At 57.5% G+C, this 23,733-nt stretch carries 19 protein-coding genes; 14 read left to right on the top strand and 5 right to left on the bottom strand.

The genetic code is table 11. The annotated features are described in order from the left end of the window. The first annotated feature begins 11 nt into the window (after positions 1 to 11). From ABIE13_RS06195 to ABIE13_RS06170, 6 genes are all read left to right on the top strand, one after another. The gene (locus ABIE13_RS06195) at positions 12 to 986 is read left to right on the top strand and encodes a Bug family tripartite tricarboxylate transporter substrate binding protein (protein WP_354442078.1); all 975 of its coding nucleotides are present in this window, start codon (positions 12 to 14) and stop codon (positions 984 to 986) included. A 72-nt stretch (positions 987 to 1,058) separates the two neighbouring features. Further along, a complete protein-coding gene (locus tag ABIE13_RS06190; protein WP_354442366.1) occupies positions 1,059 to 2,321 on the top strand; it encodes a CaiB/BaiF CoA transferase family protein in 1,263 nt (420 codons plus the stop codon). Then, positions 2,318 to 3,106 carry an enoyl-CoA hydratase/isomerase family protein gene (locus tag ABIE13_RS06185; RefSeq protein ID WP_354442076.1) on the top strand — a complete coding sequence of 263 codons (789 nt, stop codon included), beginning with the start codon at positions 2,318 to 2,320 and terminating at the stop codon, positions 3,104 to 3,106. Before ABIE13_RS06190 ends, ABIE13_RS06185 begins: the two co-directional genes overlap by 4 nt. Continuing rightward, entirely contained in the window at positions 3,091 to 4,947 is a 1,857-nt protein-coding gene (locus tag ABIE13_RS06180; RefSeq protein ID WP_436278375.1) for an acyclic terpene utilization AtuA family protein, read from the top strand. The genes ABIE13_RS06185 and ABIE13_RS06180 overlap by 16 nt, the downstream gene beginning before the upstream one ends. After that, the gene (locus ABIE13_RS06175) at positions 4,944 to 5,927 is read left to right on the top strand and encodes a Bug family tripartite tricarboxylate transporter substrate binding protein (RefSeq protein WP_354442073.1); all 984 of its coding nucleotides are present in this window, start codon (positions 4,944 to 4,946) and stop codon (positions 5,925 to 5,927) included. Before ABIE13_RS06180 ends, ABIE13_RS06175 begins: the two co-directional genes overlap by 4 nt. Before the next feature lie 2 nt (positions 5,928 to 5,929). Next, complete coding sequence (locus tag ABIE13_RS06170) at positions 5,930 to 7,048, top strand: NADPH:quinone oxidoreductase family protein (RefSeq protein WP_354442071.1); 1,119 nt, start codon at positions 5,930 to 5,932, stop codon at positions 7,046 to 7,048. Between the two features lie 96 nt (positions 7,049 to 7,144). Here the strand turns inward: ABIE13_RS06170 and ABIE13_RS06165 are convergent, their stop codons facing one another. Next, positions 7,145 to 8,326 carry an NAD(P)/FAD-dependent oxidoreductase gene (locus ABIE13_RS06165; protein WP_354442070.1) on the bottom strand — a complete coding sequence of 394 codons (1,182 nt, stop codon included), beginning with the start codon at positions 8,324 to 8,326 and terminating at the stop codon, positions 7,145 to 7,147. Positions 8,327 to 8,425: 99 nt separating this feature from the next. Here ABIE13_RS06165 and ABIE13_RS06160 point away from each other — a divergent pair, with 99 nt between their 5' ends. From ABIE13_RS06160 to ABIE13_RS06140, 5 genes are all read left to right on the top strand, one after another. Then, positions 8,426 to 9,313: a transporter substrate-binding domain-containing protein gene (locus ABIE13_RS06160; protein WP_354442069.1), complete on the top strand. Its 888-nt coding sequence runs from the start codon at positions 8,426 to 8,428 to the stop codon at positions 9,311 to 9,313. 20 nt (positions 9,314 to 9,333) lie between these two features. Beyond that, positions 9,334 to 10,593 carry a metal-dependent hydrolase family protein gene (locus tag ABIE13_RS06155; RefSeq protein ID WP_354442067.1) on the top strand — a complete coding sequence of 420 codons (1,260 nt, stop codon included), beginning with the start codon at positions 9,334 to 9,336 and terminating at the stop codon, positions 10,591 to 10,593. Between the two features lie 130 nt (positions 10,594 to 10,723). Continuing rightward, the gene (locus tag ABIE13_RS06150) at positions 10,724 to 11,692 is read left to right on the top strand and encodes a Bug family tripartite tricarboxylate transporter substrate binding protein (protein WP_354442065.1); all 969 of its coding nucleotides are present in this window, start codon (positions 10,724 to 10,726) and stop codon (positions 11,690 to 11,692) included. A 164-nt stretch (positions 11,693 to 11,856) separates the two neighbouring features. Next, complete coding sequence (locus tag ABIE13_RS06145) at positions 11,857 to 12,498, top strand: GntR family transcriptional regulator (RefSeq protein ID WP_354442063.1); 642 nt, start codon at positions 11,857 to 11,859, stop codon at positions 12,496 to 12,498. Positions 12,499 to 12,662: 164 nt separating this feature from the next. Then, positions 12,663 to 13,643 (top strand): Bug family tripartite tricarboxylate transporter substrate binding protein, encoded by a 981-nt coding sequence (locus tag ABIE13_RS06140; RefSeq protein WP_354442061.1) that lies wholly within the window; start codon positions 12,663 to 12,665, stop codon positions 13,641 to 13,643. 158 nt (positions 13,644 to 13,801) lie between these two features. Here the strand turns inward: ABIE13_RS06140 and ABIE13_RS06135 are convergent, their stop codons facing one another. The 3 genes from ABIE13_RS06135 to ABIE13_RS06125 form a co-directional block, all read right to left on the bottom strand. Next, positions 13,802 to 14,845: an Ldh family oxidoreductase gene (locus tag ABIE13_RS06135; protein WP_354442364.1), complete on the bottom strand. Its 1,044-nt coding sequence runs from the start codon at positions 14,843 to 14,845 to the stop codon at positions 13,802 to 13,804. 84 nt (positions 14,846 to 14,929) lie between these two features. Then, a complete protein-coding gene (locus tag ABIE13_RS06130; RefSeq protein ID WP_354442060.1) occupies positions 14,930 to 15,796 on the bottom strand; it encodes a tripartite tricarboxylate transporter substrate binding protein in 867 nt (288 codons plus the stop codon). 212 nt (positions 15,797 to 16,008) lie between these two features. Continuing rightward, positions 16,009 to 16,914 (bottom strand): dihydrodipicolinate synthase family protein, encoded by a 906-nt coding sequence (locus ABIE13_RS06125; RefSeq protein WP_354442059.1) that lies wholly within the window; start codon positions 16,912 to 16,914, stop codon positions 16,009 to 16,011. A 252-nt stretch (positions 16,915 to 17,166) separates the two neighbouring features. On the opposite strand from ABIE13_RS06125, the gene ABIE13_RS06120 reads away from it, so the two are divergent. From ABIE13_RS06120 to ABIE13_RS06110, 3 genes are all read left to right on the top strand, one after another. After that, on the top strand, positions 17,167 to 17,895 hold the full coding sequence (locus ABIE13_RS06120) for a GntR family transcriptional regulator (RefSeq protein ID WP_354442058.1): 729 nt from the start codon (positions 17,167 to 17,169) through the stop codon (positions 17,893 to 17,895). 224 nt (positions 17,896 to 18,119) lie between these two features. Continuing rightward, positions 18,120 to 19,412 carry an NAD(P)H-dependent flavin oxidoreductase gene (locus ABIE13_RS06115; RefSeq protein ID WP_354442056.1) on the top strand — a complete coding sequence of 431 codons (1,293 nt, stop codon included), beginning with the start codon at positions 18,120 to 18,122 and terminating at the stop codon, positions 19,410 to 19,412. Continuing rightward, on the top strand, positions 19,409 to 21,901 hold the full coding sequence (locus ABIE13_RS06110; RefSeq protein WP_354442054.1) for an adenosylcobalamin-dependent ribonucleoside-diphosphate reductase: 2,493 nt from the start codon (positions 19,409 to 19,411) through the stop codon (positions 21,899 to 21,901). The genes ABIE13_RS06115 and ABIE13_RS06110 overlap by 4 nt, the downstream gene beginning before the upstream one ends. Positions 21,902 to 21,940: 39 nt before the next feature. Here the strand turns inward: ABIE13_RS06110 and ABIE13_RS06105 are convergent, their stop codons facing one another. Continuing rightward, positions 21,941 to 23,722, bottom strand: coding sequence for a tripartite tricarboxylate transporter substrate-binding protein (locus tag ABIE13_RS06105; RefSeq protein WP_354442052.1), 1,782 nt, complete (start codon positions 23,720 to 23,722; stop codon positions 21,941 to 21,943). Between the last annotated feature and the right edge of the window lie 11 nt (positions 23,723 to 23,733).

The raw sequence follows: 23,733 nt of genomic DNA, 5'->3' as shown, positions 1-23,733 counted from the left end.
CAGGAGACACCATGAAACGTCGATTCGCATTGGCCATGACTGCGATTTTTGCAGCGGGCGCCACCTTGAGTGCGCTCCCCGCGATGGCCCAGCAGTATCCCAGCAAACCCGTGACTTTGGTCGTTCCCTTCGGCCCGGGTAGCGGCACGGACCAGCAAGCGCGGCTTCTGGCGCAGTTGCTCGGTGACGAGCTCAAGGTACCCGTCGTGGTCGAGAACAAGGCAGGCGCCAGCGGATTCCTTGCTGCTTCGTACGTGGCCAAGGCTGCTCCGGACGGCTATACGGTGCTCATCACTACCAACACCACGCACGCAGCCAATGAGCACTTGTTCAAGAAAATCCCTTATGACCCTGTCAAGGATTTCACGCCGGTAAGTCTCTTGGCGGTTGGCCAGATGCTATTGCTTGTACGACCCGATTCACCGTACAAGTCGGTGAACGATCTGATCGCTGCAGCCAAGAAGTCGCCCGGCAAGCTCAACTTCGGCAGCGGCTCTTCTTCCAGCCGTGTGGCGAGTGAGCTGCTCAAGCAAATGGCCAACGTCGACATGGTCAACGTGCCCTACAAGAGCAATCCATTGGCCATCACCGACCTGATTGGTGGACAGGTCGACTTCATGTTCGCGGATTCACCCACAGCCTTGCCACAGGTGCAAGGGGGCAAGCTGCGCGCATTGGCAGCCAGTGGCCCCAAGCGGGTAGCGTCTGTTCCTGACCTTCCTACCGTGGCAGAGGCGGGTGTCAAAGGCTATGCGATGACCTATTGGACAGCAGCGTACATGCCTCCTGGCGCACCTCCCGCGATTTTGAACACGTTGAACCAGGCCTTCGGCAAGATCATGATGCTCCCGGCATCCAAGGCTTTCCAGGACAAGACCAGTGGAGAAGTCATGCTTTCCACCGCTGACGGACTGGCCAAGTTCCAGGCCGAAGAGTCCAAGAAATGGGGCCAGGTCATACGCGCTGCGGGCATACAGCCCGAGTAGTGCTTGCAGTGATGCGTTTGGGCCTTTGGGCCTTTCGGTAGTTGGGTGGTTGGGTAGTAAGGAAGTTAGATGATGAGCAATGCAGCCGGTACGGCATCTTCCGGACCCCTTGATGGGGTTAGGGTCCTGGACCTCACGACAGTCTTCATGGGACCCTCCTGTACCCAGCTCCTGGCTGACCTGGGCGCGGACGTCATCAAGATCGAATCACCCGGCGGAGACTCTACACGGGCCATAGGCCCGTCGGGTGATGTGGGTCTGGGTCCGCTGTTTCTTGGATTGAATCGCAACAAGCGCAGCGTAGTGATTGATCTGAAGCAAAGTGAAGGCGTGGCCGCACTGCTGCGCATGGCCAAGGACGCGGACGTTTTCACCAGCAATGTTCGCCCTGCTGCCATGCGTCGGCTGGGAGTAGGGTATGAGCAATTGTCTGCCGTCAATCCCAGGCTTATCTATGCCAGCATGGTGGGTTTCTCTCAAAAAGGGCCTTACGCCGGAAAGGCTGCGTTTGACGACATGATCCAGGCAGCAACCGGCTTGCCGGCTGTGGTGGCAGCGAGTTCTGGAGATATCCCGCGCTATCTGCCCATCACCATTGCCGATCGATCGGTGGGCCTCTACGCATTTGGCGTGATCTGCGCCGCACTCCATGCGCGCAACCGCACGGGCGTAGGCCAAAGCGTGGACATCCCCATGTTCGAAACCATGATCCCCTATGTCCTGGGTGATCACCTTTATGGCCGAACTTTCGTGCCCCCCAAGGGAGACTTTAGCTATCCACGCCTGATGTCCAAAAACCGCAGACCCTACAAGACCAAAGACGGCTATGTCTGTTGCCTGATCTATACCGATCGTCATTGGGCTCTGTTTCTGGAGGCAGTGGGCAAGTCGGATCTCATTAAGACCGACCCTCGGTTTCGTGACATTGGCACACGCACCAAGGCCATTGACGAGCTTTACCAGCTTGTCTCCGATGAGCTCGAGCAGCGCACCACGGCTGAGTGGAAAGCGGTTCTGCCTGAGAACGAGATCCCGATTTTCCCGATGCACACCTTCGAGACCTTGCTGGAGGATGAGCATTTGGCAAGCACCGGCTTCTTTCATGAGACCGAACACCCGGTAGTGGGGAAAATTCTTGAAACTGCCGTTCCCAGCGAATGGTCAGGCACTCCGCCAAACCGTCATTTGCCGGTGCCATCGCTGGGCGAGCATACGGTTCAGGTGTTGGATGAAGCGGGCTTTACCGCAGCAGAAATTGAATCTCTTCTGGCGAGTGGCGCAGTCCGCGCTGGCGCTTTGAGTAGCGTATCAAACAAGGAGACAAAAACCTCATGACTTCCGTGAAATATGAAACGAGCGATGAGCTGGACGTGCGCCAGGTTGATGGCGTGTTGCGGCTCACGATACAAAGGGAGGAGCGTCGAAACTCCATCAGTCCAGGGGTGCTGGCAGGACTCAGCGCAGCTCTTTCCAGCGCTAACGCTGATCGTTCGTTGCGGGCCATCGTGCTCACGGGCGCGGGCGACAAGGCGTTTTGCGCGGGTGCAGATCTGCAGACTGGCCAATCCTTCAAGTTCGACTATTCCGAGCCCATGCTGGCTTATGCCAACCTGTTTCGGCTATCGCGTCAGATCATGGTGCCTATGGTGGCCCGGGTCAACGGAGCCTGCATGGCAGGCGGTATGGGCCTGATGGCCATGTGCGATCTCGTGGTCGCTGCCCCGCATGCGCAGTTTGGCTTGCCGGAGGTCAAGGTCGGCGTGTTTCCGGGGCAGGTGCTCAGCCTGCTCAATGGCGTGATCGGCCCCCGCGCGTTGGCCGAACTATGCATTACTGGTGAGCCCATCACGGCCCAGGAGGCGCTGCAGATGGGCATGATCAACCGGGTGAGTGAAGACCTCGATGCAGGCGTTCAGGCACTGCTGGCCCGCTTCCTGGACAAATCGCCCACGGCCATTCGCCGCGGCCTCTATCTCATGAAGCACATTGGGGCCATGTCTTTTGAGCAGTCCATCGCTTTTACCGAAAGCCAGATTGGATTGCTCTCTATGACAGACGACGCAGTGGAAGGGCAGGCGGCTTTCCGTGAGAAACGCAAACCAAAATGGAGTGGCAAGTGAACGGAAAAAATAAAAACCCCGTGCGCATAGGAGGAGCCTCCGGTTTCTGGGGAGATTCAAGCGTAGGTGCACCGCAGTTGGTGCAAAGTGGGCAGATCGACTACCTGGTGTTCGACTATCTGGCCGAACTGACCATGTCGATCCTGGCAGGCGCTAGGCTGAAAAAGCCCGAGCTGGGTTATGCCACTGACTTTGTGAGCGTTGCGATGAAAAGCGTGCTCAAGGATGTGGTGGAGCGAGGCATCCGCGTCATCAGCAATGCCGGTGGCGTCAACCCGCAAGGGTGCGCCGAAGCACTGCGTGCGCTGGCTACAGAGCAGGGCATTGACGTCAAGATTGCAGTCGTCTCAGGTGATGATGTGATGCCCATCCTGCCTGAACTGCGATCAGCCCAGACGCCTGTGCGGGAACTGCAAAGCGGCGCTCCCTTGCCGGCCAAGGTGATCACCGCCAATGCTTACCTGGGCGCCTTGCCCATCAAGGCGGCCTTGGATGGCGGCGCGCAGATCGTTATCACGGGGCGATGTGTTGATTCAGCGGTGACCTTGGGCACGCTGATGCACGCTTTCAACTGGTCCGCCGCAGATTACGACAAGCTTTCCGGTGGAAGCCTGGCAGGACACATCCTGGAATGTGGGTGCCAGGCGACCGGGGGGCTTCACACGGATTGGCAAGACGTTCCCGATTGGGCGCATATTGGCTACCCCATTGTCGAATGCTTTGAGGACGGAAGTTTCCTGGTTACCAAGCCTGCTGGAACCGGCGGGCTCATCGCACCCCAGTGCGTGGCCGAACAACTTGTCTATGAGATCCATGATCCCGCGAACTATCTGCTGCCAGATGTGACCTGCGACTGGCGAGATGTACGCATAGAACCTGCGGGCGATCAGCGGGTGCGAGTGTCTGGTGCCACTGGACGTGAGCCTACAGGTACCTACAAGGTCAGCGCGACCTATATGGATGGTTTCAAGACATCTGCCCAACTGACCATCGTTGGATTCGATGCGGTGGCCAAAGCGCGGCGCACCGGGGAGACCATCCTGCAACGCGTGGGTGAGCTTCTGCAGGCCCGCGGACTGCCCCCTCTCAGCGCCACCAATCTCGAAATGCTGGGTGCTGAAAGTTGCTATGGCGAACATGCCATGCCTGAGCTTGCCCGCGCACGCGAGATCACCATGCGACTGACGGCCTGCCACCCTGAGAAGGCTGCGCTTGAGCTGCTGGCGCGCGAGATTGCACCGGCAGGCACCTCCTGGGCGCCCGGCACCACGGGATCGGGCGGGGGCAGGTCTTCTGCTTCGCCCTCTATACGGCAGTATGCCTTTCTGCTGGACAAGAACCGCCTCAGCCCTACGGTCACGCTCGACGATAAGGCGATAGCCGTGCCTCAGTCGACCCATTCCGCAGTGACGACGCCTCAAGCTGCTCCGTCATCAAGCGTGCCCGACTCGGGTACCACTGAGGCGCCGCAAGGGTGGGTCGAAGTCCCGTTGATCCGCCTTGCCTGGGGTCGCTCGGGCGACAAAGGCAACACCTCCAATATCGGCATCATCGCGCGGCGTCCGGAGTGGCTGCCACTTCTGCGCCAGGAGCTGACAGAGGCGAGTGTCGCCAAATACCTGAAACACCTCGTTCAGGGGACTGTGACCCGCTACGACCTGCCCGGTATTCACGCACTCAACTTCGTCTGCGAACAAGCGCTGGGCGGCGGAGGCATGGCCTCGCTGCGAAACGATCCGCTGGGCAAGGGTATGGGGCAAATCCTGCTCAGCATGCCGGTAAAAGCGCCCGCACATTGGTTTGAACCTAGAAACGGGTTAAATGAAAGGAAACACCCATGAAAACTCTGTCTAGCTTTCGATTGAGCCGCCGTGCTCTGGTCATGGCTTCGGCCATGCTCGCTTCGGGCGTGCATGCGCAGGGCAACGCCAAGCCTATTCGCATCATTGTTTCCTTCGCACCGGGCAGCGCCAACGATCTGATTGCCCGTGACTTGGCCCGCTACATGGCCGAGTTGCTGGGTCAGCCCGTGATTGTGGAGAACAAGCCAGGTGCTGGTGGAATGATAGGCACAGACGCTGTGGCCAAGGCAGCGCCGGACGGTCTCACGCTCGGTTTGGGTACCAGCTCGCAATTGGTCATGAACGTAGGTCTTTATAGATCCATGCCTTTCGATATCGAAAAGGACCTGCATACCGTCGGGCTGGTGGCTCGCACAAATATGGTCCTCGCTGGAAAGGCAAACGGACCCAAGACACTCAAAGCCTTGATAGCCGATGCCAAGGCGCGGCCAGGCCAGATCAGCTACGGCTCGGGTGGCACAGGCTCGATCAGCCACATCGTGGGTGAAGCGTTCGCCAGAGCAGCGGACATCAAGCTGAACCATGTCCCTTACAAGGGCAACGGTCCCGCCATGGCTGACCTTGCGGGTGGCCACGTGGATCTGGTATTTGACGGTCTGGTGACTTCACAACCTATGGCCAAGCAAGGCAGGGTCCACTTGATCGGTATCTCTGGTAGCCAGCGTGACCGTGTCGCACCTGATGTGCCCACGTTTGCGGAGCAGGGGTTGCCAGGTTACGAAGCCTACACCTGGAACTGCCTTATCGCTCCAGCGAATACGCCTGCAGATGCCATGCAGCGGATCAACCAGGCCTTGAACAAAGCTCTGGCCCTGCCTGCGTTGCGCGATCGTTTGGTGGATCAGTTTGGCTCTCAGATTCTGGGGCCGAGCACCATTGCGCAAGCTGAAGAATTCGGCCGCAAGGAGCGCGAGCGCTGGGTGCCCTTCATCCGCAGTCTCAAGTTGAACGTGGGGTAAGCATGGCACAAGTTTTTCCTGCTGGTCAGCGCGTGCTCGTGACCGAGTACGCAGAGACGCCCGAAGAAGCTATCGAGAAGTACGTACGTCTGGTGGAGCAGCCCGCGCCAGACCCGGCGGCGCTCAAGCCGCATGAAGTGATCGTGGCCGTCAAGAGCGTAGCCGTGGCGTGGGTGGATCTGTTGATGACCAGCGGTCAGTACCAGCACATGGCACCACTGCCCTATACGCCGGGCATGGAATACGCTGGTGAAGTCCTCGCTGTAGGTTCTGGGGTTGATCCGGCGCAATGCGCTGTAGGTGATCGCGTGCTGGCCGACCCCTGGAAGATCGGCCCTCGCTCTTCTGGTGACTACCAAGGCTCGGGCGGGTTTGCCAGCTATGCCGTGTTGCCCGTGGATGGCGTGATGAAAATTCCCGCCGAGCTGACGTATGACGACGCCACGGGCTTGTTGCAAGCCTATGAAACGGCTTATCACTGCCTGGTGGCCCGTGGTCAGGTGCAAAGCGGAGAAACCGTTTTGATCAACGGCGCTACAGGCCTGACCGGCCTGGCCGCCGTGCAGGTGGCCAAGCTGCTGGGTGCGACCGTGATTGCCACCGGGCGCTCAGACAAAAAGCTGGCCACTGTCAAGCAGCAAGGCGCAGACCACGTCGTCAACATCCTGGATTCTGACGGAGAGGTGAGAGAGTTCAGGAAAGATGTGAAGGAACTGACGGGCGGTGAGGGCGTTGATGTGGTTTACGACGCTGTGGGAGGCAAGGTCTCCAACGAAAGTCTGCGGTGCATGGCCTTCGGCGGTCGCTTCCTGATCGTCGGCTGGACTTCCACGCCCAACGTGGCACGGGGCAAAGGCCTACGGGGCGCTCCCAATGTCAATACCTTGCCTACCAACATCATTCAGATGAAAAGCCTGAGTGTGTTGGGATGCCCAGCGGTTATTTCGGTGAACAAGAACCCTGCGATCCGAATCCCCCGGCTTGAAGCAATTTTCAGATGGATCAAGGAGGGAAAAATCCAGCCCTTTGTATCCCACACCTACCCTCTTTCGGAGTTCAAGCAAGCCATGCTGGCTCGTTGGAACGGTGATGTCACAGGTGGCTGTGTGCTTCATCCCTGAAAGCGCTGGCCAGTCGCATCCTCTGAAATATAAAAGCTCATTGAATGACTGGTCTGCCGGGGACTGGCCTGCCAGGCGCAGGCCGCCCGGCAAATGCTAGAGAATTCCGGCTTCAGCGTAGGGAGTTTGGCTGTGCACGCGTGCGTATCCGAAATTCGTCAGGTCGATGCTTTCGTATCGACCTTTCAAAATGAGTTCGGCCATACCCCGACCCGCTGCCGGAGCGTGCATCATTCCGTGACCGGAAAATCCAGCAGATGTATAGAGGTTCGCCAATCCACCTGTCCATGAACCGATGATGGGGTTGCCGTCCAGTTCATTCACCTCGTACAACCCCGACCAGGTCCTGTGGCATTTGGCAGCTTCAAACGCCGGAAAGCGATGGGCTACTGCGGGCCAGACCACGCGTTCAAAGTAGTCGTGGTCTACATCGAAATTAAAGCCTCGCTGTTCATTGCCGTTCACTAGCCCACCGGAGAACCCGGCACCTTCAGAGCGGAACGCCAGCCGAGCGACATCCTTGATGTACGGAAGATGTTCCACGGGCGAACCTGCGGTGAAATAATGCTCAAAGCGGCGCATGGGGGTGACCGGCAGCTTCATTCCAAACATGTCCGCGACCAGACCAGCCCAAGCGCCACAAGCATTCACGAACGACGTGGCCTCAAGCTTGACATTGCTCTCAAGCGTGATCGACCGGACTTTGATGGAGTCACAGTCTGCCGACTTGACGCGATCCTGAACGTATTCCGCGCCCAGCTCGACAGCCTTGCGTCGAAAGCCCCACAGTAGTCCGTTGGGATCGCACCATCCGTCGTGCGGTGTATGCGCTCCGTATGCCAGGTCATCTACGTACATCGATGGAAAGCGCTCTTTGAGCTCTGATGGTGTCAAAAGATTCACCACACAACCATGGGCCTGCTGCACTGCGACGTTGCGTTGGATGCTCTCAGCGTTTTCAGGCGGAACGATGAACAGGTATCCACCTTCCACCCAGTCTACGGGAGCCGGGCGTCCGTTGCTGGCCATGGTGGCCTCGAAGTTCCGGATGAAATCAATACTGAACTTCGACATCTCGATGTTCTCCGGGCACGTAAATTGCACTCTGCACCCACCGGATGCACGCACGGCAGATGCGAACTCATAGGTTGGATCTGGTTCGACCACACAGACCGAGAGTCCGGGTGACTCCTTGAGAAGGAAATAAGCAATTGCGGATCCGATGATCCCGCCGCCCATCACAACGGTGTCGTACTTGGTCCGAAGGGGTGTGGTCATGAGAAATATCAGGGGTTGGATTGAAAGTATTGACAATGTATCCTAAATTGGATCCAATGGTCAAACGCTCACTTACCTACCCAGCCTTTGGAGATTCCCATGAAGTTCAGGATTGCGCTTGTTGCCTCAGTTCTGCTGACCAGTACCGTGGGCTTCGCCCAGACCAATGACACGCTTGAAAAGATCAGATCCAGCGGAGTGATCACGATGGGCCATCGGGACTCATCGATTCCTTTCTCGTACATCACCAGATCTGTTGGAGAACCCATCGGGTTTGCCATCGACATTTGCAAGGAAGTCATCAATGCAGTCAAGGCAGAACTGAAGCTACCCAATCTGACAGTCAAGTACCAGCCCGTTACTTCGCAGAACCGTGTTCCTTTGGTGCAAAACGGTACGGTAGACATTGAGTGTGGCTCGACGACCAACTCCGTTGCACGTCAACAGCAGGTGGCGTTTAGCCCGAACTACATCATGGTGGGCGTCAGCGCAGCCGTGAAAAAGAATTCTGGCATCAATACCTTCGCAGACCTGAATGGCAAGACCATTTCAACCACAACAGGCACTACATCCATACCGCTGCTGAGAGCCTACAAGAGAGCCGACAACGTTCAAGTCAATGAGGTGTTAGGAAAAGACCATTCCGACTCCTTCCTGCTGCTGGCGGCAGATCGGGTCAGCGCGTTCATCATGGACGACATTCTTCTGGCAGGCCAGATAGCGGCCTCTCAAGCGCCTGGTGACTACAAGATCCTTCCCGAAGCGCTGCGCCAGGAACCCTATGGAATCATGCTCCGCAAGGATGATCCGAAGTTCAAGACCTTGGTGGACGCCACAGTTTCGGGGCTGATGAAAAGCAACGCAATCAACCAGATGTATGCCAAGTGGTTCACTTCGCCCATTCCGCCGCGCAACGTCAATCTGAACTTCCCCATGTCGGATGCCACGCAGGAACTCTACCGAAACCCCAGCGACAAGGGGATCTGACATTGAAGGAAATGGCAGCCATGACCCAAAGAACACTGATTACCGGCGCGCGTCTTCTTGATCCCCGGCAGGACCGCTTGGGCGCTCCCACCGACGTTCTGATCGAAGGCTCGAGAATCCTGGCCGTCGGCCAGCACATCCAGAATGCACAAGACGCCGAGCGCATTGATGCAACAGGACTTACTGTGATGCCGGGTCTCATCGATGCCCACGTTCACATCTACATGAACGAGCGCAACATTGCCGCTGGCGCCGAAGTTCCACAGACCTACGCCGCTGCGAAGTCCACCTTTGTGCTGAAAGAAATGCTGCACCGCGGGTGGACCTCCGTGCGCGACGTTGCGGGCGGTGACTATGGAATGCGCGACGCGGTGGAGGCTGGTTATGTTCAATCGCCCCGTCTTTTCGTAGGGGGCAAAGCTATCAGCCAGACTGGGGGGCATGGCGACTTTCGTGGTCGTTCCGAATCTGAATACGACTGTGCGTGCTGTACGGGCCGCGCGCTTTTCAGCACGCTAGCCGATGGCGTTCCCGATGTGATCAAAGCTACTCGTGAGCAGCTGCGGCTGGGCGCTGACCATATCAAGATCATGCTCAGCGGAGGGGTGGCTTCTCCCAATGATCCCTTGGACAGCATTCAGTACCGAGTGGACGAAATCGCCGCATGTGTGGAAGAGGCAGAGCGCTGGGGTTCCTACGTGTGCGCACATGCTTACTCGGATATCGCCATTCGGCGCGGTGTTGAGAACGGCGTTCGCACCATCGAGCATGGCAACTTTGTAGGTGACGAGACGGCGGCCATCATGGCCGAGCGCGGGGCTTTTGTAGTTCCAACCCTCATCGTGCATGAAGCCAACCTGCGGCTGGGTGCCGCATCAGGCAAATCGCCCAGCGCGATGGAAAAAAATGAGCGCGTCCGCCAGGCCGGGCTGCAAGCACTCAAGGTCTATCAACGCGCAGGCGTGCAGATCGGTTACGGCAGCGACTTGTCCATGCATGCGCAGCAGTTCCAAAACGAGGGCTTGGCTTTTCACGCTTCATCGCTATCGAATGCTGAAGTTATCCGTTCTGCGACGATCGTGAATGCCAAGGTAATCCGGCAAGAAGAAAAGCTTGGCGAGCTCATTCCAGGAGCGATCGCTGATGTGCTTCTCGTGAAAGGTGATCCTTACCAAGACCTCATGGTGCTGGCAAATCCTGCGGAGAACATGCCCGCCATCTGGCAAGCGGGCAAACCAGTCAAAAACATCCTCGACAGGCGCAATGGGGCGTCAGTGTGAGATGGACCTTCACGGCACGTCATCGCACCTTACGCCTTTTTATTGGCTTGTCAGGACTTGACTCGGAGAGTCCTTGAACCTGCCAACGCATCCGCTGCGCGCAACCGCCCATCTACCACTGGAGAGTTTCATGAGAGTCCTTCGATTTTTATCTTTTGCCCTGATTGCCCTCGCAGCTTCGGTGTCCGCAACAGCACAGAACTATCCAACCAAACCCATTAGATTGGTGGTGCCATTCGCGCCGGGCAGTGCGACCGATATGCTTGGACGCATCGTCGCTCAGGGCTTGTCGGAAAAACTAGGCCAACCGGTGATTGTGGAGCCCAAGCCGGGCGCAGGGACTGCCATTGGCGCACAGTTCGTCGAGAACAGCGCACCGGATGGGTACACGGTCTTGCTCGGCACCAATGCCACTTTTGCGGTCAACAGCATTCTGTATAAAAAATTGCCTTATGACCCGGTGAGTTTCAGTTTCGTTGCGCCAACCGGTGGCATGCCTAGCTTTCTGATCGTTTCAGCCCAATCCAAACACAAAACACTGGGTGAGTTCATCAAAGCTGCCAAAGAGAATCCAGGCAAGGTCAGCTATGCATCTTCTGGTGTGGGATCGACTGGCCATCTGGTTGGCAAGGTCCTGGAAAATGCAGCGGGAGTCGAGTTGCTTCACGTTCCTTACAAGGACGGCCCACAGGGTTTGACTGCGACCATGACGGGCGAAGTGGACGGCATTTTCTATACCTCCATCGCTGCCATGCCCATGATCACCGCTGGACGCGTGAAACCGCTAGCGGTCAGTACTGGCAAGCGTACGCCTGAACTTCCGACCGTACCGACGGTGTCAGAATCAGGGTATGCAGGATTTGATTTTTCCGGTTGGACAATGCTGGCCGTGCCCCGGAAAACGCCTCAAGCCGTGACAGACAAATTGCGTGAAGCAGCCAATAGCCTGATGGGCAACCCCGAATTCCAAGCCAAGCTTGAGAAAATCGGCATGCAGCCAATGGCGCAGCTGTCAGGCCGTGAGCTGGATACTTTCGTGACCAAGGAGCGCGAGCGCATGATCGAGGTCGCGAAGAAGTCAAATATCCAGCCAGAGTGATGCTCGACATGTGCAGGAGCCGTTGCAGCTTCTGCCTGTGACTGCCGTCTTCACCGAAATGTCTTCACAATCCTTTCTCCAAGCTTGTTTTCAGAGCAGAATTTGGATCCGTTATTGGATTTTCATAGAATCGAATCCATGCGACGAACGGAGAGGAAGTAACCATGGGTGCAGTCACACTCGAACGTGAGGCAGTCCTCTCAACAGATGCCGTCACGGATGCCCTGCGGGAGCTTATCCTGACAAGTGAGTTGGGCATCGGAGTTCAGCTCAAACAACAAGCCTTGGCTGAGCGTTTCGGGGTCAGCCGGATACCGGTTCGAGAGGCACTCAAGCGTTTGGAGTCAGAGGGGCTGGTCGTGCACACCCCCCATCAGGGCTCCGTGGTGGCAGCGCAGTCCATTCAGGAACTGATCGAATCACTGGACATTCGCATTGCGCTGGAGACACGGGCTTTGAAGCTTGCGATTCCCCAAATGCAGCCTTCTGATCATCTCGCTGCAAAGGCAATTCTGTCGCGCTATGCCGGTAGTGAGTCTCCACAGGAATGGGCTGAACTCAATCTGGAGTTTCATATGGTGCTCTATCGACCTTGCGCGCGAGCGAAGCTGCTCAGAATGATAGAGGACAGTGTTCGAGGCATTGCTCGCCATATGCGGGCATTGCAGTCTTACAAAGTGGGGCGAAAAGCTCCACAAGCCGAGCATGACTTGATCCTGAAAGCATGCATAGCCAAAGATATCCCTTTGGCTGTCCAGCTTCTTGAACAACACATTGAACATACCCAGTTGGCACTCCAGAATTAAGCCCTCCCATGAATAAGAAATGCTGCATATGGCATTATGCTTATTCAACTCAGTTCCCAAAGGAAGCTCTGCACAAATCGGGTGCTGCGGTGCGTCTTATGCGCTCGGTTCATTGTCAGCGCCTAAGTCCCGACCTTCCGTGGGTAAAAATGTGGAGATAGCTGATGCAGAACTTGCACCGCGTGCGAATAACCCGGCGGGCCGTTGTAGCGGCTTCGACCACCTTCGCCACCGGTCTGCATGCGCAGTCAAGCAGAACAATCAGGCTCATCGTTTCATTTGCAGCAGGCAGTGGGAATGACCAGACCGCCCGCGATCTTGCTCGCTACCTGTCAGGCTTCTTGAAGCAACCGGTCTCGGTTGAGAACAAGCCCGGTGGAGGCGGCTCCATAGGGACTGACGCAGTGGTCAGGTCTGCGCCCGATGGATTGACGCTTGGCTTGGGTACGAGTTCGCAACTGGTCATGAACGTTGGACTCTTCAAGTCGCTTCCTTTTGATGTGGATAAAGATCTGCGCACGATCGGTTTGGTGAGTCGAGCCAATATGGTGCTGGTCGGAAGATCAACCGGGCCGAGGACTCTCAAGGCCTTGATCGCAGAAGCCAAGGCACGCCCGAATCAGCTCAGCTATGGCTCAGGTGGAATCGGTTCGACCAGCCATATTGTTGGGGAGGCCTTTGCTAAGGCCGCGGACATCAAGATCAACCATGTCCCCTACAAGGGCAACGGGCCGGCCCTTTCAGATCTCGCGGGAGAACACGTGGATCTCGTATTCGACGGTCTCGCCACGTCGCTTCCCATGTCTCTTTTAGGACAGGTCAACCTGTTGGCAGTTTCAGGGACACAGCGCAATCAGGCTGCGCCAGGTCTGGCCACTTTTGCGGAGCAGGGCTTGCGGGGCTATGAGGCCTACACATGGAACTGTTTGATAGCGCCAGCTCAAACGCCACCAGAGGTTATGGCGCGCATCAACCGGGCGCTTTCCGAGTCTCTTGCGATCCCGGAAATGCACGCCCGTCTGGTTGAGAAATCCGGCTCGGAAATCCTGGCCCCCAGCACACCTCAAGAAGCCGAGGCATTTGCCCGCAGGGAGCGTGAGCGCTGGGTACCGTTTATTCGGAGCCTTAAACTGGAGACGGCTTGATGGTCAATGCTTGACCCTGTGCTGTCTCGCGAGCCCTTTATGATCAATCGCTGTCTGTTCCAGATCACTCGAGATGGACCACTCGCCCGGCGATCAAGCATTCGGTACAGGTCTCAGGCGGTTTGAGGGAACTTGTGCGCGGGCTTTGCACGGAGGCCTCATGGGACTTGAGTTTCGATCTCAGAACCGGAAAGCATGCCCATGATTTCTTCATGGAGCGTGCGGGACACCTGGACCCCATCGCTCAAGCTTCTTTTTCGTGCCGCGTAGCGGCGCTGCGATGGCAATCTCGCGCCTTGACCCAGGAATTCATCGAAAAGCCTCTCCGCCCTGGCGTCGTCCTCGGCGTAGTGACCTTGCCCGAGGATCAACGGATCCATGGCAATGATGATCTCTCCGTGGCATGGAGAGGCCCCACGGCCATCGTCGTACTTCAATGAGTCCAAGCTCGTCAGGTCACCAATCAGGGGCCCCGCTAGCAGCTCGATCATTGTGGAAAGAGCTGAGCCTTTGTGACCGCCAAATGCAAGCATGGCTCCACCATTCAAGACCGCATCGGCATGGTTTGTAGGTTGACCTCGCGCATCGATTCCCCAACCGTGGGGGATGGATCTCCCGGCGCGGCTATGCAGCTCAATTTCGCCTCGGGCTACTGCGCTGGTGGCGAAATCGAACACGTAGGGATCCTTGCCGGGCCTGGGCCATCCGAAGGCGATGGGATTGGTTCCAAGAACGGCTTGAGTTCCCCCGGCGGGCGCAACGCCCGCATGGCTTGGATTCATCGCGATCGCGGCGAGGCCGCTTGCGGTCAGGACTTCGATCTCAGGCCAAAGGGCCGAGAAGTGGTAGCAGTTGTTGATAACCATAGCGGCAATGCCGGTTTTCCTGGCTTTTTCTATCAACACTTTGCTTCCCATCTCGAAAGACAGGGGAGAGTAGGCAAATTGTGCGTCCACCCCAACGACGGCAGGTGTGCGATCTCGAATCACCGGTAGCGCGTCTCGGGAAATGCCGCTGCTCCTGAGGGTATGGGTCGTGATGAGCAGTCGATAGATTCCGTGCGAGTAGCACTCATCTCTCTCGCCAGCGGTGATGACGCGGGCAACGGCTTGAGCGTGGGCCATAGACATCCCGTGCTCTCTCAATACCCTCACAGAAAGGCCAAATACTTCATCAAGAGTGAGGCGGATGGTGTCGGCCATGTACTGGTTCTTTCCAGATTGATTCATGTGTCGGGGATCTTCGGAGAAACTGCATGGCCGCCGTTCAAGCCGCTGATGCGTGTCTTACTGTTTCATTTCCATTTTTGGAACAATTTTCTTGAACGCCTCGTTTTGCCGCGCGATATCTGTTGCGAATTCCGGGGTGTCTGCCCATGAAAGCGTCAGCCCTTGCTTGGTGATGGTGGTCTGGAAAGCCGGATCCTGGAAGACGGCCTTCGCTACTTCACGCCATTTGTCCAAAGCTTCCTTGGGGCTGCCTTTGGGCAAGCCGATGCCTCGCCATACGCTGTACTGGAGGTCGTAGCCTCGTTCCTTGAACGTTGGGACGTTGTCCAGTCCTGGAATCCGTTTGTCAGCCATCACGGCCAGGGTCCGGAGTTTTCCTGCTTCCACATGCTGTTTCAAATCAGCATAAGGAATTGAAGTGGCCTGCACGTCGCCCGAAAGAAGCCCCAAAGTGGCAGGCGCCGCGCCCTGATACGGAACATGGTTGAACTTCGTGTTGGTCCGCTCTGCGAACGCCACAGCTGCCGTATGGGGAATCGTTCCCAGTCCGGCGTTGCTTATGGCGACTTTTTCAGGGTTAGCCCTTGCAAAGGCAATGAACTCATCAATCGTTTTCCACGGCGCGTCTGCGCGGACCGTTATCGATGTCGCGTCGTCAGTGAACCGTGCGATGGGCTGAAAGTGGTCAACAGTTGTTTTTCCGATCCCAAGGAGGGGAACCACCAGCATTTCCGGATTCATGAGAGATAGCTTGTACCCGTCCGGAGTGCCGGTGGTGACATAGGCCCAGCCGATCGAACCGCTCGCACCCGGTTTGTTCGTCACGTACACGGGTTGCGGCAAGTATTTTTTCGCTGCTTCGGCAATAGCTCTTGCCGCCGCATCGCTTCCCCCACCCGCCGCGTACGCGACGACGAGCTCCACGGACTTTGAGGGGTATGGATCGGCAGCGTGAACCAGTGCCATGGCACTGCTTAAAGCGGCGAACGTCAGAGTGCGTAGGATCTTCATGATTTGAGGGTGAGTGATGGCGCCGATGAACGCTGCCGTCCATCGGGGCGCTGAATCCGATGGGCCTCCAACGCTCTCGCGTGAAGGGGCAGTTGCGTGACGAGGCGGGACGGGGACAATGCGAACTAGTAACCAAGGGCCTTCAAGTTCGCGAGGGTGGCCTTGGTGATCGCTAGAGTGCGTTCACGTTCTTCTCCTTCGAGATTCAGTCTGGGGGGTTTGACCGTTTCGGCGCTTCCATTGGTGATGCTTTCCGCAAGTTTGATGTGCTGGACGAGCTTCACGACGGTATCCAGATAAAACAGCGGGTCCAGGGCGGCGTAGAGCTTGCGCGCTTCATCAAATTTTCCTGAAACGCACAGGTTTAGAAGATCAACCGATGCCTTGGGTACGGCGTTCGCCATGCCAGAGACCCAGCACTTGACCCCGAGGGCTGCGCTTTCGACGATCAAGTTGTCTACGCCGCAAACGACGCTTAGCCGGCCGCCGAAGCGCGTGACCAACTCCGTAATGCGATGCGTCTCATAGGACTCTTCCTTCATGGCGACGATGGTCGGCTCGCTCATCAGCTCGGCAAGAATGTCTGCCGTGAGATCGACGCCATAGCCGCGTGGGTTGTTGTAGAGAAGAATGGACAGGTTGCTCGCCCGAGCTACGGACTTATAGAAATGGATCGTCTCTCTCGCGTCTGACTTGTAGGTCAGGCCCGGAAACACCATAAGACCGTCCACGCCAATTTTTTCCGCTTCTTTTGCAAAGGCCTCAGCTTTTGCTGTATTGGTTTCTGCCAGTCCGGAGATAAGTGGTACGCGGTCTTTCACGACGGCCTTGGCGGTTTTGAGGACCAACAGCTTTTCTTCGGGAGACAACTGGGCGTTCTCACCCACCATGCCCATCATCACTACGCCGCCCACGCCTGCGTCGATCAGTCTCTCCAGGCCTTTTTCAATGGCGGGCACGTCCAATGTGAAGTCAGATTTGAGTTTGGTCGTGACGGCAGGGAAGACGCCGGACCAGTCGATTGCTTTCATTGCAGATCACCTTTCAGTTAAAGAATGCTTGGCCTCATATTGGAGGCAATATATTGGATCCAAATTGAAAGATTGTCAAAAGTCCATGCAAGATGTCACCGAAGGCGCACTTGTCATGTCGCTTTGGATAATTGGATACAATATATTTGCCCCGAAAAAGTTTGTGATAGAGGGTTTACCCTAGTGGGCTCTAGTTCTCCACCATCGTGCCTCCTGAATCCAATAGGTGGGATGGCATACTCATACGATCTCATGGCATACCCCGCGAACATCCAACCGTCGCACGACGTTGAACGCCCGCCGTCGTCGCCCGGGCGGCTGGTCCGTAAGACCACGGTCGAACTCGTCCTGGATGACCTTCGGTCGCGCATTCTTTCCGGGGCCTTGCCTCCTGGAGTGCCGTTAAGGCAAGAGGCACTGGCAGAAGAGTTGGGGGTCAGCCGGATACCCGTTCGCGAGGCCATTCGAATTCTGAGTGCAGAAGGGCTGATAGACGTGTTGCCTCACAAAGGCGCATTCGTCTCCATGCTGTCTACAGAGGAGGTTCGCGAGTTCTTCGATATTCGACAACGCCTTGAACCGTGGCTGTTGTATGAAGCTGTAGCCAATATCAGTGACGAAGAGCTCCGTCGTGCGGAAGCTCAAGTCGAAGCCATGGACCACGCGAACGTCGATGATTGGGGGGCGCTGAATTGGGGACTCCACGAGTTGCTCTACGCCCCCGCTGGCCGACCCGCTGCTCTATCCATCGTGCGTGGACTGCACGAGAAATCAGAGCGTTATTTCCGATTCCAAGCGGTCAACGCGCCCGTCCGCGAGCAAGCTCATCGTGAGCATCAGCAGCTGATTGATCTGTGTCGGCATGGACAAGCTGAGCAGGCTCGGCGTGTTCTCGAGGAGCACATTGCCACCGCAGGAGATGAGATTCTGGGAATCGTCACGCGAATACTCGATGACAAATCCAAGCGGCACAACGCTTGACTAGTCTGTACTGAAGGCCGTTAACGAACCGTCTTGCCGTCCTGTCATAGGCCTGCTTTCACAATGGGGCGTCCACGCCCCGTGTATGAATGCCATAGTGAGCGCCGAGTCTTCCCGTTGTGCAGAAGTGAGAGCGATTTTTAGCGCTAGCTTGACCTGAGGCAAGGCGGTAGAGAGCACTTGGAGGTACCTTTTCCTCAGTTCTTTGCTCTGGCCTTTCCTCCATGAAATTACCTTTTGCTGAACGTGCGGGATTGCACGTCGCTTCAGCTAACGTTCCCTCACCCAATTTCTCGCATTCCGATGCGATCGCAGGACTTTGGTCGTTGTGTCGCGAATCGGCACTCACTCTTCTTCAGCTTAAAGGCCGCTCATTGCTACCGGTCGTGCAAGGCGGAATGGGGGTTGGAGTTTCGGCGGGTGGCTTGGCCGGCGCGGTGGCGCGGCTGGGTGGCGTGGGCACCATTTCTTCAGTCGATCTGAGGCGTTTGCACCCGGATCTCATGCAGCAGACAGGCCATCTTCTGAAAGAGCCATATGCTGCGGAGCGCATCAATGCAGCAAATATCGAGGCGCTCAAGCGCGAGATACGGCGAGCGAGAGCTTTGTCAGAAGGGCAGGGCGTGCTAGCGGTCAATGTCATGAAGGCGCTCAGCCAATATGAAGCCTACGTGCGCTGCGCCTTGGAAGAGGGCGTCGACGCGATCGTTGTCGGGGCGGGCCTGCCACTGGATTTACCGGAACTGGCCAAGGACCATCCGCACACTGCGCTAATTCCAATCTTGTCCGACGCGCGCGGTATTCAGCTGTTGGTTCGTAAATGGGAAAAGAAGGGTCGATTGCCTGACGCTATCGTCATCGAGCACCCGCGTCTGGCAGGCGGGCATTTGGGCGCGGCCAAAGTGGCTGACCTTCAAGATCCACGCTTCGATTTCGAAAACGTTATTCCCCAGGCGCGTGAATTTTTCCGGTTTGCCGGCATTGAGGGCCAAGTTCCCCTTATTGCCGCAGGGGGTATCAGTTGCCTCGAGGATATTCAGCGACTGCAGGCGCTGGGTGCGGCGGGGGTGCAGGTGGGCACTGCGTTTGCAGTGACGCAGGAGTGCGATGCCGCCCCTGAGTTCAAGCGTGTGCTGGCACAGGCCGGCCCGCAAGACGTGGTGGAGTTCATCAGCGTCGCCGGCTTGCCTGCCCGGGCGGTGCGCACTCCCTGGCTGGAAAAATATATTCGTATCGAATCGAAACTAAAAGCAGTTGCACATGTGAAAAAACAGTGCACCATGGCCTTCGATTGTTTGGCACACTGTGGCCTGCGCGACGGTGTCTCCAGCATGGGACAGTTTTGTATCGACCAACAACTGGGTCATGCTTATACCGGAGAGACTGATAAAGGCCTGTTCTTTAGAGGGGCAGGGAAGTTGCCTTTCGGATCGCGAATTGCATCAGTGCAAGAATTAATGGTTTGGCTGCTGGGATCGATCACGCTGGCAGCGTTAACACCGGAGTGCATTACATGAAAAGAGACACCCTGCCCAAAACGCAGGCCCGTCTGGCAGTTCAACCCATCAGCCGTGATGTGTTGGCTGAAAAATACTATAAAGCTGGCGAAACCAGCCTTGATCAACTCTACGGCCGCGTCGCGCGCGCCCTGGCGTCAGTCGAAGCACCCAAACTGCGCGCCGAGTGGGAACAGAAATTCCTTTCAAACCTGCATGCGGGTGCCATTGGCGCAGGCCGCATCATGAGTGCCGCGGGCACGGATATCCAGGCCACGCTGATCAACTGCTTCGTCCAGCCGGTGGGAGATGCGATTCAGGGCACAGATGACGAAGGCTACCCCGGCATCTATGAAGCCTTGCGCGAGGCCGCAGAGACCATGCGCCGCGGCGGCGGCGTGGGCTATGACTTCAGCCGCATCCGTCCCAAGGGTGCCTACGTCAAAGGCACGGCAAGCATGGCCAGTGGGCCCTGCAGCTACATGAACGTGTTCGATCAGTCGTGCTCCACTGTGGAAAGCGCCGGTGCTCGCCGCGGCGCTCAGATGGGCGTGCTGCGCATCGACCATCCGGATGTACTGGAATTCATTACAGCCAAGCGTACGCCTGGCCGCTGGAACAATTTCAATGTGTCCGTCGGCGTGACGGATGCTTTTATGCACGCCGTAAGGGACGGCACCTCCTGGGAGTTGGTGCACAAAGCCTTGCCCGGCACCAAGCTCATAGAACAAGGCGCGAAGCAGCGCGCTGATGGCCAATGGGTCTATCAATCGTTGCCTGCGCGCGAACTGTGGGAAACGATCATGAAGTCGACCTACGACTTCGCTGAACCGGGCATCTTGTTTCTTGACCAGATCCGCCAAGACAACAACCTGAATTATTGCGAGCGCATCGAGGCGACCAATCCTTGCGGCGAGCAACCCCTTCCGCCCTACGGATGCTGCGACCTCGGTCCCATCATTCTCACGAATTTCGTGCGCCATCCGTTTGGCGACGGCGGCGAACCTGCTTTCGATTTCGAAGAATTTGATAAGGTGGTGGCCGTCCAGACGCGCGCACTCGACAACGTGCTCGACGTCACCTTCTGGCCGCTTGAGCAGCAGCGCGCCGAAAGCGCGGCGAAGCGCCGCATCGGTGTGGGTTTCACCGGCCTGGGCAATGCGCTGACGATGTTGAAGCTCCGCTATGACCAGCCAGCAGGCCGGGATATGGCCACTGCGATTGCACGCCGCATGCGTGATGCCGCGTACCGCGCGTCAGTGGCGCTTGCCCAGGAAAAAGGTGCGTTTCCCAAGTTCAACGCGGAGGGCTACCTGGCACCAGGCACTTTTGCCAGCCGTCTGCCAGAGGACATCCAGGCCAGCATCCGCAAGCATGGCATTCGCAATAGCCACTTGCTCTCGATTGCTCCAACAGGCACGGTGAGCCTGGCCTTCGCCGACAACGCCAGCAACGGCATTGAGCCCGCGTTCAGTTGGGCCTATACGCGCAACAAGCGTGAGGCCGACGGCAGTCGCAGCCAATACACAGTTGAAGACCACTCTTACCGTCTCTACAAGTCTATCCACGCGACCGGTGATGCCTCAGATTCAAACGTCGTGACCTTGCCTGATTACTTCGTCAGTGCATTGGAAATGACCGCCGCAGGCCATGTGGACATGATGCAGGCAGTGCAGCCGTTCATCGACACCAGCATCAGCAAGACGGTCAATATCCCGGAAGATTACCCTTACGAGGACTTCAAGGATCTCTATCGTCAAGCCTGGGAAGCTGGTTTGAAGGGGCTGGCTACTTACCGCCCCAACAGTATTCTGGGTGCGGTGCTGGAAGCCACTCCGGTAGCCAAGGAAGCCAGCAAGCCTGAGGCGCCTGTTACCGCTGCGCCGGTGCAAGCGCCGGTTGATCCCATGCGCTCTGTGATCGAGAAGCGTCCTGCGGGCGGCTTGCCTGCTGTGACCGAGAAAATTGAGTACTGGACCAGCGAAGGCCAGCAGCGCCTGTACCTGATCGTCTCATTTTTGCCCGTTGCCTTGCCCGAAGGGCGGAGCGTGGACCGCGCCATCGAGTTCTTCATGCCCGTGGGGCAAAGCGGTGAATCACAGCAATGGATCACTGCCACCATGCGCATGCTTAGCCTGGCTGCACGGGGCGGCTTCCTGGAGCGCGCGCTGTCTGACATGCGCAAGGTGAGCTGGGACAGAGGGCCGGTGCGCCTGGGTACCTATGAAAAACCTGACGGCACGCACGTACCGCTTTGGCATGACAGCGAAGTAGCAGCAATCGGCTACGCCATTGAGAACCTGATCGCTCGCCGTGCTTTAGCGGCACAAGGCTCGTTGTTCGATAGCGAAGAGTTGCCTGCGACCGAGCCCAAGCTGGAAGCCGCGGCGCTGGTGTCTCCTACAGCCATGGCTGGCAAGAAATGCACCGAGTGCGGCGCCCATGCCATGATCCGCAAGGATGGCTGCGACTACTGCACGCAGTGTGGATTTTTAGGAAGCTGCGGCTGATAGCAACTTCCCCGCGCTGACAAGCACTAAGGCGAACCTTCAACCCTTTCGTGAAAGGTTGAAGGTTCGCCATTTTTTTTGCTCTGAACGGATGAATTCTGCGTAGAACGGTCCACTGCGCATGTCGGGTTTGACGCCCAATCGCTCGAACTGTTCGGCAATCTCAGTCGATCGTAGAACGTCGGTGACGGCGCCTGAGAGATGCGCAAGCGCCTGGGCAGGTAGTGAGGCTGGTGCAATAAGCCCATACCCTCCATCTGTGTCCAGGCCCTCCAAGCCCAGTTCGCCGGAGCAAGGCACATCGGGCAACAGGGAGCATCGCTCGGAGCCCGCGACCAGCATGGCGGTTCCTCTCTGGCTCTGAATCAGTGGGAGCACCCCAGTGGGCTCCCCAAACACCAGATCCACCTTGCCGCGCGCAATGTCGCGAACTGCGGGGGAGAGCCCATCGTAGTGTTCTACCTGCAACGAGATGTGAGCCAACTCCTGGAGCAGTTCGGCGAGTACGCGGCTGCTTCCGTGCCCCGCTGCCGCAATCCGCAAACCGCGTGGATGCAAGCGGGCTTGCGCAAGCAATTCCTTGAGGTTGGAAACCGGCAGGTGCTTGCCTGCAAGCAGAACAGAAGGCACCCGAACCAGGCCACTTAGGAATGTGAGGTCCTTGAATACGTCGACGAAGCCTTGCGTCTGCCCACCTTCGGTGAATACGGTCGCTCCATTGCCGGCGATGCCTATCGTGTAGCCATCAGCCTCGGAACGTGTCAGTTCATGCACTCCTTGCGCCCCTCCCATGCCGACCGCGTTTTTGACGACCACCCGCTGGCGAAGGTGCCGGGAAAGGATCTCTCCAAATACACGGCCGTACCGATCAACGGGGCCGCCTTCCGGGAACGGGATAAGTAGCGTGAGCGGGCGCTCCCAGTCCAAATCGTCGGCTCCCGAAACTCGCTTGAGAATCAGATCGTGCAGCTTCTGGGCAGGATCCGACATGGGGATGCCCTTGCGCCGGATCAGCACAATGTCTCTGACTGGAGAGGGATCCAGCTCTTTCGCAATAAGAGACAGTTGCTCAGGCATTGGCAGGCGACTGGCCGGCAGCAGGGCAACTCCCAAGCCTTCGGCCACCATCTCCATCGCGGTAGCGGCCAGCGTGACCTCCTGTGCTTTCTCCACCGCCACGCCATGGCCTCGTAAAAGGCTGTTCAATGCTGAGCGCCCGCCAAGCGCAGTGGCCAGGAGAATCAGCCGCTCCAGCCGAAGTTGAGCGAGTCCGATCACCTTCCTGCGTGCGAACGGATGATCAGTACGGCAAATCAGCATGAACTGATCTCTGAGCAACCGGGTTTGAATCAAGTCCGTGATTCGGTCATCGCCTACCGCGAGGCCGAACTCCACCGTACCTCTGCGCACACTTTCTATGGCAGCAGGCTGGGGCTGTTCCCGCAGTTGAACCTGAAGTTCCGGGTATCGCCTGGCTGCATCGGCCAAGCACTGCGACAGCAGGCGTCCAGACAGATGAGGGGTTGAGGCCATTTGAATGACCTTTTGCGAAGCCGCACCTGCCGATTGCGCTTGCACCAGAACCAACTCCAGTCTATCGAGCGCATCTCTCAAGGGGCTAATCAAGCGCTCGCCTGCGGGCGTCAAGCGGACGTGCCTGGTGGAACGCTCAATCAGTTGGGTGCCGATCGACTCTTCCACGGCTCTCACCCCTTGGCTCACGGCAGACTGCGACAGTCCAATGGCATGAGCGGCGCCGCTGAAGCTGCCGTGATCAGCGACCGCTAAAAGTACGCGCAGCTGACGAATGGAGATGTGCATGATTTATTAGA

Source organism: Ottowia thiooxydans, from assembly GCF_040548795.1.
GTDB classification, from domain to species: Bacteria; Pseudomonadota; Gammaproteobacteria; order Burkholderiales; family Burkholderiaceae_C; genus Ottowia; species Ottowia thiooxydans_A.
This window is presented reverse-complemented; position numbering and strand designations above follow the sequence as displayed.